This window comes from Ruminiclostridium cellobioparum DSM 1351 = ATCC 15832, assembly GCF_000621505.1.
In the GTDB taxonomy this organism is placed as follows: domain Bacteria; phylum Bacillota; class Clostridia; order Acetivibrionales; family DSM-1351; genus Ruminiclostridium; species Ruminiclostridium cellobioparum.
In genome coordinates, this window is record NZ_KK211292.1 from 82,662 (window position 1) to 100,816 (window position 18,155).

Annotated in this window: 6 protein-coding genes; all 6 read left to right on the plus strand. The window is 40.8% G+C overall.

The window, feature by feature from the left end:
* Positions 1–41: 41 nt before the first annotated feature.
* A complete protein-coding gene (locus tag T344_RS0123205) occupies positions 42–9,191 on the plus strand; it encodes an S-layer homology domain-containing protein (protein ID WP_027630683.1) in 9,150 nt (3,049 codons plus the stop codon).
* Between the two features lie 370 nt (positions 9,192–9,561).
* Complete coding sequence (locus tag T344_RS0123210) at positions 9,562–10,986, plus strand: Wadjet anti-phage system protein JetA family protein (protein ID WP_027630684.1); 1,425 nt, start codon at positions 9,562–9,564, stop codon at positions 10,984–10,986.
* Entirely contained in the window at positions 10,987–11,619 is a 633-nt protein-coding gene (locus T344_RS0123215; RefSeq protein ID WP_027630685.1) for a DUF4194 domain-containing protein, read from the plus strand. It begins immediately after the preceding gene.
* Positions 11,616–14,918, plus strand: coding sequence for an SbcC/MukB-like Walker B domain-containing protein (locus T344_RS0123220; RefSeq protein ID WP_027630686.1), 3,303 nt, complete (start codon positions 11,616–11,618; stop codon positions 14,916–14,918). The genes T344_RS0123215 and T344_RS0123220 overlap by 4 nt, the downstream gene beginning before the upstream one ends.
* Positions 14,915–16,126, plus strand: a complete 1,212-nt coding sequence (locus T344_RS0123225) for a Wadjet anti-phage system protein JetD domain-containing protein (RefSeq protein ID WP_027630687.1) — start codon at positions 14,915–14,917, stop codon at positions 16,124–16,126. Before T344_RS0123220 ends, T344_RS0123225 begins: the two co-directional genes overlap by 4 nt.
* Before the next feature lie 324 nt (positions 16,127–16,450).
* Entirely contained in the window at positions 16,451–17,824 is a 1,374-nt protein-coding gene (locus T344_RS0123230) for a hypothetical protein (protein WP_027630688.1), read from the plus strand.
* The last annotated feature ends 331 nt before the right edge of the window (positions 17,825–18,155 follow it).

Genomic DNA, 18,155 nt, shown 5'->3' on the forward strand with positions numbered 1-18,155 from the left:
TTATATTATAAATTCTGTCTAAATTCAAGGAGTGCAAAGCAATGAAGAAGATGAAAAGATTTTTTTCGCTAATGCTGACTTTGTCTATAACATTTACACTGATTACGACCCAGATCATTGCACAAAATGAAGCAGATATAGGCTACAAGATTCCAAACACTCTGCTATCCGAGGCTCAAGCAACTCAGACTCCTGTGACAAATCAGGGTTTTAAGCTTAGCCCCGAACCGGAGGATGGTATTCTGATCCACAGCCCCTCCGGAAATACATATAATACCTGGGTATCCTATGAGGTTGTGACTGAGGGGAAGTCAGGCAAAACCGAAGCCGATACCCAATCCGCTGTGGTTCGCTTCACTCTGAAGAATCCAGGTGAACAGCCGGTTTCATTCAATTATACTGCGCTTTCAGGTAGTGCCGAAGACAGGCACCTAATTGGTACGACCACTGGTATGGTTATCCTTTCCCAAGCAGAACCGGAAAAGGATGTAATAATAAAAATTGCTCCATTTGCGGACAACCCCAGTGGAGATTATCCTTTACCCAATGATCCCAATACCCACTGGTTCGGAGAGCACTTCTTTTATATTTATTGCAGCGATATACAAAACGCCCTATTTGATGGAAACCGGGCGAGCCTTACCGTGCCCGTGCCGGTGGAGAGCGGATTTGACTATGAAGCAGCCTATAGGAATGCTGCCAATACCAAGCTTATCGACTTTGATCAAGTGGCTGGAGGGGAAAATGGGGTCTACTCTACTCCGGAAAGTCGTGAACTTAAGTTTACGGCCGAGATATCCGGAGACGTAAGGAAAATGATTGATAGCCGCGTGTTTACCCATATCCATCTCCCCCAGGGTTATTTCATGAATGAATCCGACGAGGTTCAGGAGGTCACGTACCATATTAAAGCCAGGAACGATACACGCATACCACCCAGCGAAGCATGGATAACCAAGTCACAACCCATCAGCCTTGAAGCAAAGAGCCAAACTTCATTTTACTCCGATGGATTTGCCCAAAGCATTCGAGTAGAAGAAATTAATCTTGGCTCAAATGAATCAAATGGAATATTCAACAAGGTGGACTTCATTTTTGACTATATCAATTCTACCACGGCTGCCGCCATTTTTACATCATTTTCGGATGAGGCGGGACAATACCTGCAGCATCAGGTAAGCTTTACCGACGAGGAAGCGCCTGTGGTTACGCAAATTTCAACCGGTATACTTCAAGCATATTATGGGGATGAAATTCCGGTAACCATTGCATTCAGCGAACCGGTCCATCCCGACAGCATTACCATTAAAGTTGACGGTCAAACTCTGAGTCCGATGGAGGGGACGGGCACAATCTCCCAAAGGGTCAGCTTCCTTTATCGGATAGGGGATGAGGCTCTGAATACAGAGAGCTTTACTATCAATGTCACCGATATTTCCGGTGCCGTGGACCTTTCGGGGAAAGCTCAGGAAGCTTCCGGAAGTGTCAGCACCTCAGTGGATATTTCTTTTGATCCAAGGCGTACCTTTGCTTACTGTGCAGAGCCTTCGGTCAGCCTCGAACAGGGGACCGGCCGCAATATGACGGCAACTGTCTCGATTCCCCTTAAATCGGATACTCGGCTCAGTAACTGGCTTAACGAAGCATCCCGGTTAGGAGAGGGTAATATCTCAACTGCGGTAAAAGCCAGAGCCATAACCGCGGAAGGCACGATAGATATTCCTCTGACCATCCAAACAGACGCAACGCGAGTCACTGGACTCACGGGCTCTTTCACTGCACCCGAAAACAACTCAGGCGCGGATGCGTACTATGCTCTGGAGATATACATGGATACCGGCAGCGGGTATGGGCTGGTGGACAGCCTGGTCATATTTTACGCTGTTCAGCCCCTTATCCTTGTGGACGATGAAATAGATATTACCTTGGATTATACCTATTGGCCACCGGCAGACCAAATCTTTAAAAATGCGGGAGGTTCCCTTTCGCTGGGTTATCACCTCAATGTTGACGCCACCTGGATAGGCTCTGAATACTTCAATTGGTCCAGCAGCGATGAAAGCGTTGCCACGATTGATGCAAATGGTAATATTACATTAACGGGTATCGGCCAGGTCTTCTTTACCCTAGCGGTGACCAATCCTCTTAACGAGGATGTGGTAAGCTTTAAAAGCCGCATCCTTACAGTGCTGGAAGCCCAGGATGCCTACCTCTATGTGCCCAATGGTATAAAAAATCAGGATCTTCTGATGGGTAGCGACGCAAAAATCAGCTTTTCCTCCAATCTGGCTACTCAAAATGAACTATATGGCGGCTCAGGAACCGAAACAGCCTACACCTTTACGCTCTATGAGGCGGTCTATGACGGTGACTATATGAGTAAAGGCAGCATATTGTCAACCGAGACAAGAAAGGCTACCGCTCAGGCGCCGCTAAATAGCTATACTGTGCCCGGAAGCCTGCTCACTCGGGCCACAGAGAGGACCAAATACGGTTATATTCTTGAAATCAGCGCCAGGGATCTGCAGTCAGGTATCACCATGACCGCTGAGGCCAATATCCGCATACGTCAGCTGCCTGCAAAAGCCTCGCTGATCCGCCCCGAATCGGTATACCTTCTGGACAGCGCCGGTGGCTTTACAGCGGCCTTTAATATTGAAAACAAAACCTCCGATACCCAATATGAACTCACCGTTACTAAAAACAGCGAGGCTGCTCCCGTCAAAGCAGTGGCATCCCCTGAACCGGTAGGATCTGTGACTGTCAATGTCAGCACCGTTGACAGCAGCCGTCTTTTAGATGTTTACACGGTGAACCTTAAGGCTAAGAATCCTTCAGATGAGGCATGGTCCTATGATTCTTATAATGTCTATGTCTATAACGCTTCTGCTATGAAAATACTTGTGAATGGCATTCTGGCGCATGATGAAATTATAATGGGCTACGATTTTGAAGACGGAGAGGTTATGAGAACTATAAACTTTCTCCAAAATCGTGCCATGTTTGGAATGGAATTAATAAAAACAATAAAAATCGATGACAAATCCTATGCATGGAGTTCAATAGCCGACCGGGTTACATGGAAGGTGGAAGGTGAGAGTGTTTCTCTCTGGCATGACGGCAAGCGTATCAATGATGAATACAATCCCGTACTCCTTCCGGGAACCCCCATTGTTTTAATCGGGGATGGCTCCGGAAGCTCTGTAGTGACTGCCACCCATACTCTTACAGGAATGACCAAATCCATGACTGCAACAACAAAGCCATTGAACGACAAGCTTTATTTTTTCAGAGTCTATCCGAATGTACCCTGTAATTTGGTTTATACCAATGGAAGGGGTGAAACAAAAACAGTGGCATTCACAGGAGAGGTAGGTGTTTATGAGGAAACCGGTATCAGAAGTTCTGTTGACATCTTCCCGACAGGCAGTGCCGAAAATGTATATGGTTCTGAGGATATCTACTATACGGAATTGATGGCAAATCAGAATAGCGCAAGCGCTTTTAACCTGTACCCGGTAAATACTGTGAAGCTTCCGGAAAAACACTTAGGTCTTACTTTAGAGCTTTATGATGAGACCACTGGCTCTCCCTATATCCGTGATATTGTGGTTCGGGGAGGGGCCTATTTAAACAATAAGTACCAGGAAAAAACAACGATCAACGGGAAAATGGGCAATACCGACCAAATCGTGGGAGCATACGCGGAGGGCTTTTATGGCATTCCTTTTGACCCATCCGATTTTACTGACAAGCTTGAGCCTTCGGATGAACTCAGCTATGTATTAGAAATAAGCTTTCCTGATAACTCACATTTGCCTTTTTACATAAAGATTGATAATGATGCGATTAAGGAAGCTAGAAGATCTTCTTTTGGAGATGTTTACCTGAAACAGGGAATAAAGCCTTCGGATGCATCTTCAATACAAAACAGTGCCATAGTCATTTCTCAGACCATCACCATTGACGGGGAGGAAAAATCCATCGCCGATCGGATCGTTATAGCTCAAAAGCCTGAGAGCGCTGTCCTGGATATGGTAGTGATGATACCGAAATTCAAAGACACTGACTATATATTACTTATGTTGGATTCCACCGGTTCTTATGGGTATGTGTCATCAATGGGTGAAGTAATGCACGCATATCCATTCTCTGATAACGTAACCTTGCATTTTGTCTGCGATATAAGATCGATGGTTTCTTATATTTCGGGCACCAAGTATTGGCCGGGGGAAATACACCGTTTTTATCCAGTAATCAATGCCTTTGACGGTCATGAGCAAATAAAGCTCTCAAAATTCATTGAAGTTCAGGATCTTTCACGAGTACCCAATATGGAGGGTTCGCTGGAAAGCAATACATATGGTGAGGAAGGAGATCTTTTTAAACTCTACAAGTCATTGTGGGATCTGACAAAGAACGCCGGGAATGTTGGCTTTAATGAAAATAAGGATGCTGTGAAGGATGCACTTGGGATCCTGTCGGGGCATTATCTTGATACGTCTTCTTTAGGACTTGAGATCCAGGCTACTGATGATCCGTTGGTTTACAAGGGTATTATCCGGTTTGCCGTCGGAAGCTACAGCAAGGATAACCCTTCAGGGGTTTTTGTGGGAAGCGGCGAAAAATCAAGCTTCAACTTCTTGCCCGGATTCAGCGATGTGAAAGCAATGGCAAAGGGTGAATATCTTAAAAAAGCCAAGGAAGAGATGAATAAAAGCCGTGGGAAGTATAAGAGATACGGCGGGGGTGCTTACATAGAATGCCTTGTTTATTTTGATGCTGAGGTACAGAGATGGAAACTCAGCCTCATGTACGGGGACTTTTATTTAGGTGCCGGAGGAACCTACTATTATGATTATAACGGCTGGGTATCATTCATACCGGTTACAGCCACATTCGAATACAATATGACTGCTGAAGTCGGGCTTACCATACTCAACAGCCAGGTCAGAAAGGAGACGGCCTATATTCCGCGTTTACGCCCGGTGTTTTCAATATACGGATTTGGTGGCGTGGGCTTTGAGTATAGATTTGCGTCATTCAAAGCCGGGGGCTACGGCTTTGTAGAGCACGAGCAGAACCATCTCTGGTACACCGACAGCAACGGACTTAGGATGGACGGACAGCAACTGAAAATTAGAGGTGAGGTTGGTGTTGAGTTTAAAATAAAGCTTGGAATCATATGGTATAAAGACAAATACGTTTTGGCTGACTATGAAAAGAGCTGGAATTTTAATGATTACAATAGGATACAGCAGAAGATTACCGATAACAGAAATGAGAAGGCAAAAGGATTTCTGGCTTTTCCTGATGGAAGTGAATATGAGTATGCCGTTCTTGTTCCTGTAGAGGAGAGTATTGCTTTCGAGGATCGTTCCTACCTGGAAGCCTATGAGCGCACATGGGGGTCAACAGGGGCAGGAAGGAGAATGCTTGCTCTGATGTCTTCCGAGGACTTGAAGACTATTTGGACCAATGCTTATCCTGACGCCACTCCCCAGCTATCTGATGACGGTGAGATGATAGTTTACCTGTCCGATATGGGTAGTGAAGATCTTTCAGACACTGCCATACTTTTCGCAGTGAAGGATGGAACAGGCAGCTTCTCTGAAGAAGGAACAGAAATTGATGCATCCGACTATCCTGACAGTACTCCTGCCTTTTCAGGAACTAAGGAAGGTGCTTCAGCCGCCTGGGTAAGAAGCTTTACAGATATAAGCGCCGAAGCAGGAAGTGAAGCCACCATAGAGGATGCCATAAACGGTCTTGCAGCTTCTGAGATCATAGCAGGCATATACAAGGATGGAGTATTTACTTCCACCCGTCTTACCAACAACGAAAATCCCGATCTTGCACCTGTAACGGCAGCCTCCGGAAACAGAGCTATAACGGCCTGGAGAAGTGTCACATTGGGCAGTATGGATAATCCCCTGGACTTTACCAGCGATTATATAATGTATTCGATTTATGATGGTACTAGCTGGAGCGAAGCCAAATGCCTTTACGACGGCAGTATAAACAGAGTACAGTCTTTAAATACAGCCGTACTCCCCGATGGTACTTCGGCAATCGTATATCAGATCGCTGAGAAGGATGGAGATTCGGAAATCATCTGCGCTGTGCTTGATACAAGCGGGGAGGTTGTTCGGACCCTCAGGTTGACCGACAATATGACCAAGGATGTGAATCCTCAAATCACTACTGCAGAATTTCATGATGGAGTAAAGCGGTTTGTTGTTGGCTGGAACGCGCAAACAGAGAGCGCTGAAAGCACCGTTCAGATGGTTGCAGTCAACCAAGATGGAACACTTTACCCTGAATTTTCACTGGAGGTGTCCGACAGCACCGGTGCTGCCTATTATTCAAACTTCCAGTTCACCAAGGGTGTGAACAAGCTTGAGGATTTGTCGTTGATTTGGAGCCAACCCGAGGATGAGAACAAAGACGGTACCTATGCATACAATATTTTCGGAACAAAGCTTCTTGTGTCGGATGACAATACCGTTTCCCCCTCTGGAAAGCAAAAGCTGCTGGCGCTTGAAGAAGGCCGTACCTTGGATTCTCTGGATTCATGGGTAGATCCGTATACAGGAAAGGTACATTTCGTTATGCTCCTGACCGAGGCAAGCGGGGAATCAACCCTTGCCACGGCCGTTTCCGAATACAAGAACGCGATTTCTATGGAGGAACCCGATTTTTCATACGCCGATCTGTTGCCGGGGCTGGATATGCCGGTTCTGTTCACAGTTAGAAATGACGGCATCGATACCATCACAGGTTTGAATATTGAACTGGTTGGGAAACCCTTCGCATTTGAGGATGAAGCTATTCCTTCGGGCGAGTCCAAAACCTATCTTGTTTCTTATGCGGTGCCTGAAACCATAGCCGATGCAACCTATTCCATTACCGCACAATTTGGAGAATCAGGCGATACCTATAGCCATACAGGCGTTTTAAAGCTGAGCACTCCTGATGTAGGCATCTATCAAATAGACAGCACCAAGGAGACTCAGCGGGAGCGCGGTTTCCGAGTATTGCTTCAGAATACTTCATTTGCCGATCTGAAGAAAGGAACGCACACCGTGAAGCTGGAAGTCTGGGATCGCTCCGATTTTACAGAGGGGTCACCTCTAAAAACGCTCACCGTTTCAGGGGATGATTTTGACATACTCAACAACAGTCTTTTATCGGTGGATGTTACCCTGACCGAGGATGATTTGCAACAGCTTCATGATGAAAGGGGAGAGCTTCCTGACGGCGGAGCGTGGCTGCTGTTCCGCACAGTGCTGGCCGAGAACGGAAATATTATTGAAGATGCAGACATATCCAACGATATGGATTTTGTGAATATTTACAGTTTGATTGAAAAAAACGGTACTTCAGTATCGCTGGCGAGCCTATCCGAGACTACTGACGGAAAGACCACCGTACAGGTGGAGGCATTTAACAACTCCATGCAGCCCATAAATAACGGGAACATTATTGTTACCCTTCGGGATGAAAATGGTAATGCGCTGGATACGCAACAGACTTACAGCTCCTCAGGCGGCAGCAGCCTTTTGGCTATACCGGGCGAAGAGTCCAAAAGGGCAAGCGTTCAATTTAACCATACCGGCTACACGACAGATGTGATCTTTGCCCGTGTATCAGGGGAAAGCTCCCTGCTCTCAGTGCTGAATCTTACCGGTGTCCCCATGGAATTTAACCCCGGCGTGTTTGAGTATCATCTTAAGACTTACGGCCTTAATCAAACCATACTCACCGCTGTGGCGGAAAATCCGGAATCCACCGTTTCAGTTACAAAAAACGGCGTTCCGGTGTCAATAGCAAAACCCATTGCCATGCCGTATGGAACCACGGTTTTTGTCATCACGGTGACGAGGGGCGATACTAAAGCCATCTACACACTCAATGTGGAAAATACGAGGCTGGATGAGGGTACCGATCCCGGAGATGATGATCCAGTTAGTCCGAGTAAACCTGGTAGCGGTGAATCTGGCAATTTCGTTGCAGAGCTGACCATAGACGGTATCAAGCAAAAGAATTTGAGCATCCTCCAGAGGGGTAGTCGTGCAGTGGTATCTCTGGGCACCTTGGCCCAGGAGCTTTTCACCGGGAACACAGATGTAGCTTTAAATTTACCCGTGATTCCGGGGGCGGAGGGCTATACCTTGGAGATGCCAGCCAATGCCCTTGCCGGCCCGTATACTGGAGCAGCCGTCACGGTTTCCACTGAGCTGGGGAGCCTGCGCGTCCCTGCCGGAATGCTGACGGGCATGGAAAATCTGGAGGGAAAAACCGCAGGGATTACCATTGACAGGTTCGACAAATCAAAGCTTCCGGAGGATATCCAGGCGGCTATTGGCGATCGTCCCATCGTATCCCTTACCCTTACGCTAAATGGCGAGCAGGTGGGTTGGAATAATCCTGATGCACCTGTGATAGTGAGTATATCCTATACACCTACAGCCGAGGAGCTGAAAAACCCTGAAAGCATTGTGATCTGGTACATAGACGGAAGCGGTAATGCGGTATCTGTACCTAACGGGCGTTATGTTCCGGTCACAGGCACAGTGACCTTCTCCACCACCCATTTTAGCCAATATGCTGTGGCTTATCGTCCTGTGTACTTCAACGACGTAGCAAAAAATGCGTGGTATCATAATGCTGTGAGTTTCATCGCGGCAAGAGATATTACCCGGGGTACAGGCAATGACAGGTACAGTCCTGAAGCCACGCTGACACGGGGTGAATTTATTGTTCTTTTGATGAGAGCTTGCGATATAAAGGCAGACGAGAATCCCACGGACAATTTCTCTGATGCCGGCAGCAACTACTATACCGGTTATCTGGCTGCGGCAAAACGGATTGGTATATCCGCGGGAGTGGGAAATAACATGTTTGCTCCGGAAAAAACTATTACACGGCAGGAAATGTTTACTCTGCTGTGTAATGCTTTGAGAGAAATAAAGCAGTTGCCTGAGATGAAGAATTCTAATGAGGTTGGCCGGAGCAAATCGCTTTCTGACTTCACAGACGAGGGACAAATAGCTTCCTGGGCCAGGGAAGCCATGTCACTGCTGGTTGAAACCGGTATTATCAACGGGAGCGCTGGAAAGCTTACACCAGCGGGGATAACCACAAGGGCGCAAATGGCGCAGGTTCTGTATAATCTGATGACAAAGTAAGGGCCGCCAAGGCCCCACTAGGTCCAAACGGCATCTTTTTCACCCACTCAAGGCATTGTGAGGTAGTCGCTAAGCTCGAAAGAAAATCAAACTGAGTAATACCAATAGTTTAAGCCATTGAGTGTGTAGATGACATTCAATGATTTTTGTGTTTATGCGAACATATCTACTGGATTTTATAATCAATAAATAATCAAAACAATCATTATATTTGCCGAATTATGGAACTTTCAGTTGAGAAATGCTGGAAGATGCTATAGAATTAATGTAATATTACATCAAGTATAATAACGTGAATCAGGCTATTAATGGTCAATTTTGTAAAAGTAGGACAAATAGGAGTAATTGTTAGGCAAAAGAGGTATCATATATGATTTTATTTGATAATGCTGAATATGATCGTTTCTTTAATCCGTTGTGTTGTAAAAATAGAAGAATATACTATGAGTGTATTTTACAATTGATTGAAAAGTCGAAGACTATTCCGCTGCTTTATGAAATAGATGCAAAAGACTGCATCATCCTCTATTTGCGCAATTGCACATATGTAGTAAAGGATGAGAATGGTAATGATAATAGTGATGAGAATATTAATAGTAAAAAGTCTGATTTAGAAAATGCTGGTGCTATATTAAGGTACTTTCGTTCTTGTGGCTGGATTTCTGAGCAAGAAATTGGCCGAAGTGGAGACCACATTGCTTCGGTAGTGCCGTATTGCAGGAAGATGATTGATTCGATTCAACGTATCTTTGATCGTGATACGAGTGGTGCACTGACAAATCATATATTTGCGATTTATGATACGTTAAAATCCGCATTGGATGCAGAGCATGGACGGACAATCAGACCTTATTTAAATATTCTGATTCCTCTTACGGATAATGTTTCGGATTTAAAAAATGAGCTCCAGATTTTGAAAGATAGTATACACACAATAATGCGTATAGTCATTAAGATGACGGAAGTAAATACTTTTGGTCAGTTTTTGATTAAAGATGAGATGATGAATTTATTCTTTAATGATTATTTTTTTATAAAAAAAGATGGACTTATTCCTGGCTATATAGCAGAAATTGAGAAGATGCTTAGACAGATTATGAATACAGATGTATATGATAATATGATTCGTGAATATGAAACATTAAAACAGACGGATGAGTATAAGGCTAGAGAAATTATTGATGGACAACTTACTGAAATCCAGGGATTTATCAATTATGACTATGTGAAGGAAATGGATTACATAGATAAAAAGATTAACAATTATTATAATTTGTATTCGACCAGGATGTTGATGGTACTCAGTAATAATACAAATATGCAAACTTATTTGAATGATCTGTTGGTGATACTGAAGGAAATGGATGCTGAAGAACGAGAAATAGTACTTGCTGAAATTTCAAAGAGTTACCAGCTGTCATCCTACAGATATGTTGGAAGAAAATCCATTGAGCGAAAGAAGAAACGACTTCCCAATATAAAGAGTGGTGCAATTGTTATAAGCTCTTTATCGGATGATGAGAAAGCGAAATTAACGCAGGAGCTTTTACATGAGTATCCTGATAGATATAGTGTGGCTCAGGTCACAAGGTATTTCCACACATTATTAAGTGACAAAGTATCAGTTGAAACCAGTAATCAAAATATAAAAAATAGAGATGAAGCTATGATGATAGCAGCAAGTATTATATATTCTGGTTCAGATGAGTTCCCCTATGTAGTAGAATTTCTTGGTGGGATGGTCGAAACCAAGGTTGCCAGTATCAGTAATATTAGAATAAAAAGGGCGAGATAAATGAGCGACATTAAACTAAATATATCAATTAAAGAAGAAAATAATATATTGTTTAAGCGATGTATACGTAAACTTTTAGAGTCTACATTTATTGTGGGAGATAAAGATGAAAAACTATATGCATTTATCTCAAGAGAATCTAATAGACAAGATATTTCGGACTATCTGCGAATGATTGGTTTTGATGTACTCGTGGATACTAATGTGAAGATTGCTATGCTAAAGACACATGAAGCAGATGAAGACGCTGTAGGCCTTAAGAGAGCTAATATTTTAACCTTTACAACAGAGCAATATCATTTACTTTTGGTCCTTTGGGAGGTTTATTTGGAGAACCTTGGATATAACGAAGAAAATCTAGTTATGCGTGGTGATCTGATTGATAAAATTAAAGCTTATGAGGTTGATATAGACAGTAGAAAATTGTCTGCAGCAATGGATTTATTTAAACGATATAATTTAATTGATTTTGATGCAAAGGATAAGACAGAAGATGCAATCGTCACCCTGTATCCTTCATTACAATTTGGTTGGGATATGGCACAGTTTCAGACCGTATCAGCTGAATATATGAAGGGTGGAGGATTACAAGAGGAGCAGGAGGGATCTGAAGAAGAGGAGGATGAGGAATGATATTATTAAAATCCGTTCGTTTAGTGAACTGGTATGGCTTTAATTATATAGCAGTTCCTATTGGATACTTTTCTTTAATTGCCGGAAAGAATGGTAATGGTAAGTCTGTTCTGTTAGATGCTATTAAGTATGCTCTGTATGGAGATACAGTATTTAATAAATCTACAGAAAACAAAGGAAGCAGAACTTTGTCTTCTTACACTAGAGGATTATTGGATGCAACGGCGGGAACATATATGAGACCTGCAGATCAGTTTCCCAATGTATATACTCACATCGTGTTAGAAATGTTTGAGGAAGAAATGAGACGGAGTTTTGTGCTTGGTACTGTAATAGAGACAAATTCTGCAAATGGTTTTAATACAAATCGCTATATTATTGAAAATTCAAGATTATCTGATGTAGATCATGTATATGAAGAAAATGGCTTGACCATTCCATATGATGGTATTGAATTACAGAAAAAATATAGCTTTAAAATGCTGGATGCAATGGATGGTATTGCAAAGTTTATGCAAAGGACTGGGTTGAGATTAAACGGGCAACAGATAGTACCGTTTCGCAGGAAGCTACGCAGTATTATGTCTTATGATCCGGATGCAAAGATCGATCAGTTTATTCGAGAAAGTGTCCTTGAAGAGAAGAAGGTAGACTTTTCAAAACTAGTAGAAGCTAAGAATAATATTGAAATATTGAATACCACATTTGAGAAAATAGATGCAGAGATCAAAGAACTTGAGGAAATACTTGCTTTGTTTGATGGATTGCAGAACGCTAAAAATATTATTATTGCTGATGATGTGAAAATTGCTTATAAAAAGCTGCTTGGAATCAGGCGGGACATTGATGAAGCAATAAAATCCATTGATCAAGCAGAGAGACAGTTGGACGAGGATGATAAAAGGCTAGTAGTGATTCAAAAGCAAGAAAAAGATATTCGTGGCAGGCTTAAAAAAGTGGAAGATAGCTTAGATGCTATGGATTGTACAAAGGCAATTCGTGCTGCTGAAGAACAAGTGGAACAACTTACTTCACGGAAAGAGATATTAAACACAGAGAGAAAAAACTTAGAGGCATTTCAAACCAAGATAAGTGAATTGATTAATTGGTTTTATGAAAAAGATATACCTGTTAATAACCAGTCAATTTTATCATCACTTACAGCAAATGAATACACAGCAGTCCAAAAAGCAAGTGGTATTGACGTATTCTCAGTTCAAATTCAAAATATAAGAGATGATTTATTGGCAGCAATCACAAGGCTTCAGGATGAGACAAAAAAGAATCAAGCTATGCAGGTACAGCAGCAGAGATTAATTGATGATTGCAATGACAAAAAAACTACTTTTTCAGAAATACCAGATTATGTTGCATTAAAGGATGAAATAAGTAAGGCGTTTGCTAATAGACATATCCGTTCAGAAGCAAAGTTTGCCTGCGAATATGTAATTGCACTTAAGGATGAAGGATGGAGAAATGCGATTGAATCTTTTCTTGGTAAGAGAAGATACACAATTCTTGTGGACCCGGAATATTACGATATTGCAGATGATGTGTTAAATGAATCTCCACACAGATATGCACATTTATTTAATACAAAATTATTGATGAAAAAGAAACTGTCTCCCGAAGAAGATTCGGTTGTGCGTTATATTGAAGTGAAAAATTCTGTGGCAAAACAGTATTTTGAATATCAATTAGGGCGTATGCATGCAGTAACAAAGGAACAAGTGCGCAATTTCGAGAATGCTATTTCTAAAGAAGGAAGAGTATCTGTTGCTATGGATAGTTACTTCCTGCAATTTGATAGAATACGTTTTTATTGCTTGGGACAGGAAACAATAGAGCTTAATCGGATTCGTGCAGAAAAAAAATTACAGGCTCTGGTTAATGAAGGGAAAATGCTACGAGAACGGGTACATGAGCAGATTCAGAAGAAAGAATATTTAGAAACAGCACAAAAACACTTTGATAACTATAATTATGATGCATGCCAGATGTATGAGGATATTTTGCTTAAATATGGGGCAGCATCTAAAGAGCTTGAGCATTTGAAACAGGCTCAGCAAAATAATATGGAATACCTAGAAATGAATCAGCTTTATACAAAGTATAAAGGAGAGCTTGACGCAAATGGCAGAGAGCGTGGGAAAGTTCAAGAATCTCAGGTAAAGATGAGGACACAGCTAGAAGTAAATCAAGAAAAGGAAGAAGTAAAGACAGCAGAGCTGGAAAAATATAATGGTATTATGAATGAATACCAAATACAGAATTATGATGTATGCAAAAGAGCCATTGAAAGTTACGATAAGTATATAGCCAATGGTAAAGCTGGTGCTGGTGGTACCTTAAAAGATCGTGAACGTGCCGAACGTAATCTTAGAGAAGCCGGGAATGATTTGATAGGTGCACAGTCTGCTTATAATGCGCGTAGAAATGCAGAAAGTCGACTTCCAACTGGTGATAATCAACGTTTTGCATATGAGATAAGAAAAACTCAAATTTGGATGGATGATCTTCAAGAAATCAAGGAAAAACTTAGAGAGCAGACCAGGAGATATGAGGAAATATTCAAGAATGAATTTGTACTGACAGTACTAAAATCCTGTGAAAGCGCAAAAGATGACTTAAAGTTAATTAATGCAGAGCTTTCCAGATTAAAATTCAAATCAAAATATGAGTTTGACGTGAAGTATGCAAAAGACGGCTCTGATTATGAGAAAATTTTGGAATACGCAAAATATTTAAAGGAACGTGAAGATTTAGGAGCAAACCCTGACCAGATGATATTGCAGTCACTTACAACATTCACCGATGATAAAGGAATGGCATTAGAAAAGGAAATTCGTAAAATTATTAATCGTATTATTGATAGTAATGATAAGGAGCAGATTGAGAAATATGCTGATTACAGAAACTATATGGTATATGAAATTTTACTTACAAATGATGTGCTAAATAAGGCTAAGCTTTCCAAGCAATCTGGTTTTAATTCAGGGGCTGAGGTGCAGATTCCCTATATGTTGATTTTATTATCTGCGTTATTGATGATATATAATGACAAAATAAATTCTACAAGACTTGTGTTTATAGACGAACCATTTGCCAAGATGGATCCTAGTAATGTAAAAATCATGCTTGATTTCATGAAGAAGCAGAAGCTACAGATGATTTTCTGTTCACCAGATAAGACAGAGTTAATTGGTGATGAATGTAACGTAATTCTTCCAGTGCTTAGAACAAGAGCAGATTTAATGGAAATAGGAATTGTTGAAATGCATGAGGAGTGTAGCCTATGAATTGGGAAGAAAAGATACTTGTGTATCTGGTAGATAATTATCGGGGAAGTAAGAAAGATACCGGAGATAATAAAACCAATCGCAGAACCCAGGTAAAACCAGAAAAACTTTATAAGAAATATAATGCAAATGATGGTGATTTCGATGTAATCACTGTAATAAATTATACTGTGGCAGAACTCTGCAGAATAGGTTTTATAACCTATGATCAAGAAAAATTTGGTACGCTACTTCAATGTATTTATCTTGTAGACGAACAGATTGAACAGGTTGAGGATTATCTACATAAAAAGTATGGTTTTATTCCGAAAGGAATGAGGAAATATGATGTGCAGAATATCATTTCTAGATATCATGATTTATCAGAAATCTGTGGTATGGAATGCGAACGCTTGCAAAAGGAACTTGATAGGAATAAAATCCCAAATGATTATGAAACGCTTCCTAAAATATTAGATGCGGTTGCTTTTATAGATAATAATCGTACAGAATTGTTTGTAAGAGAAGCTTCTATGAAAATTTATGGGGATTCAAAATATTTTGAAGAGAATACATTGGTACCAGTTTGTCAGATGCTTCGCAAATATAAAAATAAACTATGCAGCACAGATGAGCTGATGGATGAAATTTTATCAGACTATATGATAAAAAAGGAGCCTCAAAAATTTAGTATTAAAGGTAATTTTATATTGTCTATTGGTGGAAAGGAACTGGATTTTAACGTACTTCCAGATGGTATCGAGCTGGATACTAATTCTCTTAAGAAAATTGATTGCATTAAGATAAGAACTCAGAAATTTATGACGATTGAAAATAGGACTTCTTATCTGAGATATTCTGCTCCTGATACAGTCACGTTTTATCTGGGGGGATATGCAAATCGTTTTCAACGTGATTTTATAAAAAAAGTATACGATGATAACCCTAATATAGAATTCTTGCATTTTGGAGATATTGATGCTGGCGGATTTTGGATTCACCATAATCTATGTGAGATAACAGGTGTCAATTTTAAGACATATTGTATGTCGAAGGATGAACTTTCACAGAAACAATATGAAAGATGTCTTCATCGATTAACAGACAATGATACTGTGAGGTTACAGGAATTGAAAGAAATGAGGGTGTATACGGATACAATCCAGTATATGCTTCAGCACAATGTAAAAATGGAACAAGAGATTATTAGTTTAGAACTGATGAAGTAAAAGGATATTATAAAAAATGTAAGGCGTAGTTAAAGATTTATAAGTAGATTTTTCATGTTATAATCAGCAGCGAATTTATTAAAAATAAGTGTTGAGCCCCGGATTTATCGAAAATATCCTAACGCCAAGGGGGTACCAGGCTCGACGGTCATTAGAATTGCATCAACAAGGCATGTTGAGACCGTAATCCTGTTGCAGCGACGGAAACGCTGATATATCATGAGTACACTCAGAATGCGCGAATAAAGATTATGCAAGTATGATATTTTCGAGATAAATGAAGTGCTGTTCGAATACGACCAGCCGCTGTTAGGCGCGTGAAAAATGGATTTTTCAAAGTTATTTCTCGGATATAATGAGACTGATAATTTTATCCAGCTTGCAATACGAGAAAAAATAATTACAGAGTTTACTCAGGAGTTTGCCACTGAGCAGGATTTTGATGATGCTCTGTTCGAAGCTCGATTTTCACGAATTAATAATAAATCAAGTCTTCTTAGGCTCTTACTTCTTTTTGAAAGTGTTGATTCAAACTCCTTTGTGCCTTTTAATTTGGAGAGGCTGATTGATGATGGCATTGTTTATGACACATCTGTAATCGCTTCAAGTGGCGTTATAAATACTAACACCGCTTATCTAAACGAAACCGTTAAGATGATAAATTTTACCGGAACACGGTCTGAATTTCTCAATTCGTTTATTACTGGATTATTCTTCGATTGGGACAAGCATTGTGGAACGAATCTATTCGGGAGTACGCTTGATTCCGAAATTGCTGAATGTACGTCATACTTAGAAAAGGGGCAAAATACGAAATTTGAAAAATTGCTACTCAATTCAGAATTAACAACGATATTCGTACAAGAAATTATAGAAACAAGTTGGTTCGACAGTGTTCTTATGCAAGAAAAATGGTCTCACATTGAAGAATGGGAATATATAGCAATGCAATTTGCCAAATCAAAAATAATGAAGTATATAATAAAACCTGCTGTCTATTCCAATATAGGAAATCCTAAGTATAGTGATGATGAAAGAATCAATCGATGCGCTAATTTGCTCGATGATTTATTTACTATAAACGGGAAATTATATTGCAAAAAATGTAATAAAAAGCAGGACGTAAGTTGTTTGGGCTCTTTTTTCCTTGACTGCGATTATTCGCTTGGTCGTTATGTTACTTTTCAAGACATTTTCGTTGCATCGGAAATGCGATTATCTGTTTATTCTCGGTTTTTGAAACTAAATAAACCTCCATTACAAACAAACATTAAGTTAATTGACGATGTGTACTACTTATTCAGTCTGCCACAACTCTCTCAATTGAACTGTTTACCAGCACCTCAATCCTTATCCGAAGCTCTGCGTTTACGAAACAGACCGGAAATAGTGAGTTTTAGGGCTGTTTTTAAGAATTGGTGCGAACAATTACAGAATTTCGGAGACGAAAAAGCGATTGAGTTGATTACAAAAGATTTTACGTTAGCAAGCTCATTTTTGCAGAAGCAATATGCAAATGATGCGAAAAGTCAAAAAATAAGCCACGCTATAATGCAGAATTTTATAAGCATCATCTTTGAAATACCAGGATTTTTTATTCCATTTTTCTCGCTCTTATTTGGTATTCCAGAGCCTTGGATAAAGAGAAACGAGGCAATCAAGAAGAAAAATGCTGAATGGTTTTTATTAACAAGATAGACTGATTTGTCGTTTCTGAAGAGACCTCACTCCCCCCGAAAAGTTTAGAGGTTTTTAAGAAGGCGGTATCAAAGTGATTCTACACGCCTTGCCAGACGGGCGTTGGCTCGAATTTGGGGTAAGGTCAAATGCTATACTCTATTCTACGTTAATTTTCATCTATTCTGCTGTGTCGAAAGCGTCGTAGTTGCTCTTCTGACTTAATACTAACATTCCGCCAAGGGGGTACCAGAGGAGTACGACATCTTTTTTGCCCACTCAAGGCATTCAGAGGTTGTAGTCCTGTTGCAACGATTGAAACACTGACGTTGCAAGGCTTAACGGGGGTGAT

What these genes read in the sequence shown, in the direction of transcription:
- T344_RS0123205 (WP_027630683.1), top strand. Translation starts at nt 42, where the DNA reads ATGAAGAAGATGAAAAGATTTTTTTCGCTAATGCTGACTTTGTCTATA.
- T344_RS0123210 (WP_027630684.1), top strand. Translation starts at nt 9,562, where the DNA reads ATGATTTTATTTGATAATGCTGAATATGATCGTTTCTTTAATCCGTTG.
- T344_RS0123215 (WP_027630685.1), top strand. Translation starts at nt 10,987, where the DNA reads ATGAGCGACATTAAACTAAATATATCAATTAAAGAAGAAAATAATATA.
- T344_RS0123220 (WP_027630686.1), top strand. Translation starts at nt 11,616, where the DNA reads ATGATATTATTAAAATCCGTTCGTTTAGTGAACTGGTATGGCTTTAAT.
- T344_RS0123225 (WP_027630687.1), top strand. Translation starts at nt 14,915, where the DNA reads ATGAATTGGGAAGAAAAGATACTTGTGTATCTGGTAGATAATTATCGG.
- T344_RS0123230 (WP_027630688.1), top strand. Translation starts at nt 16,451, where the DNA reads ATGGATTTTTCAAAGTTATTTCTCGGATATAATGAGACTGATAATTTT.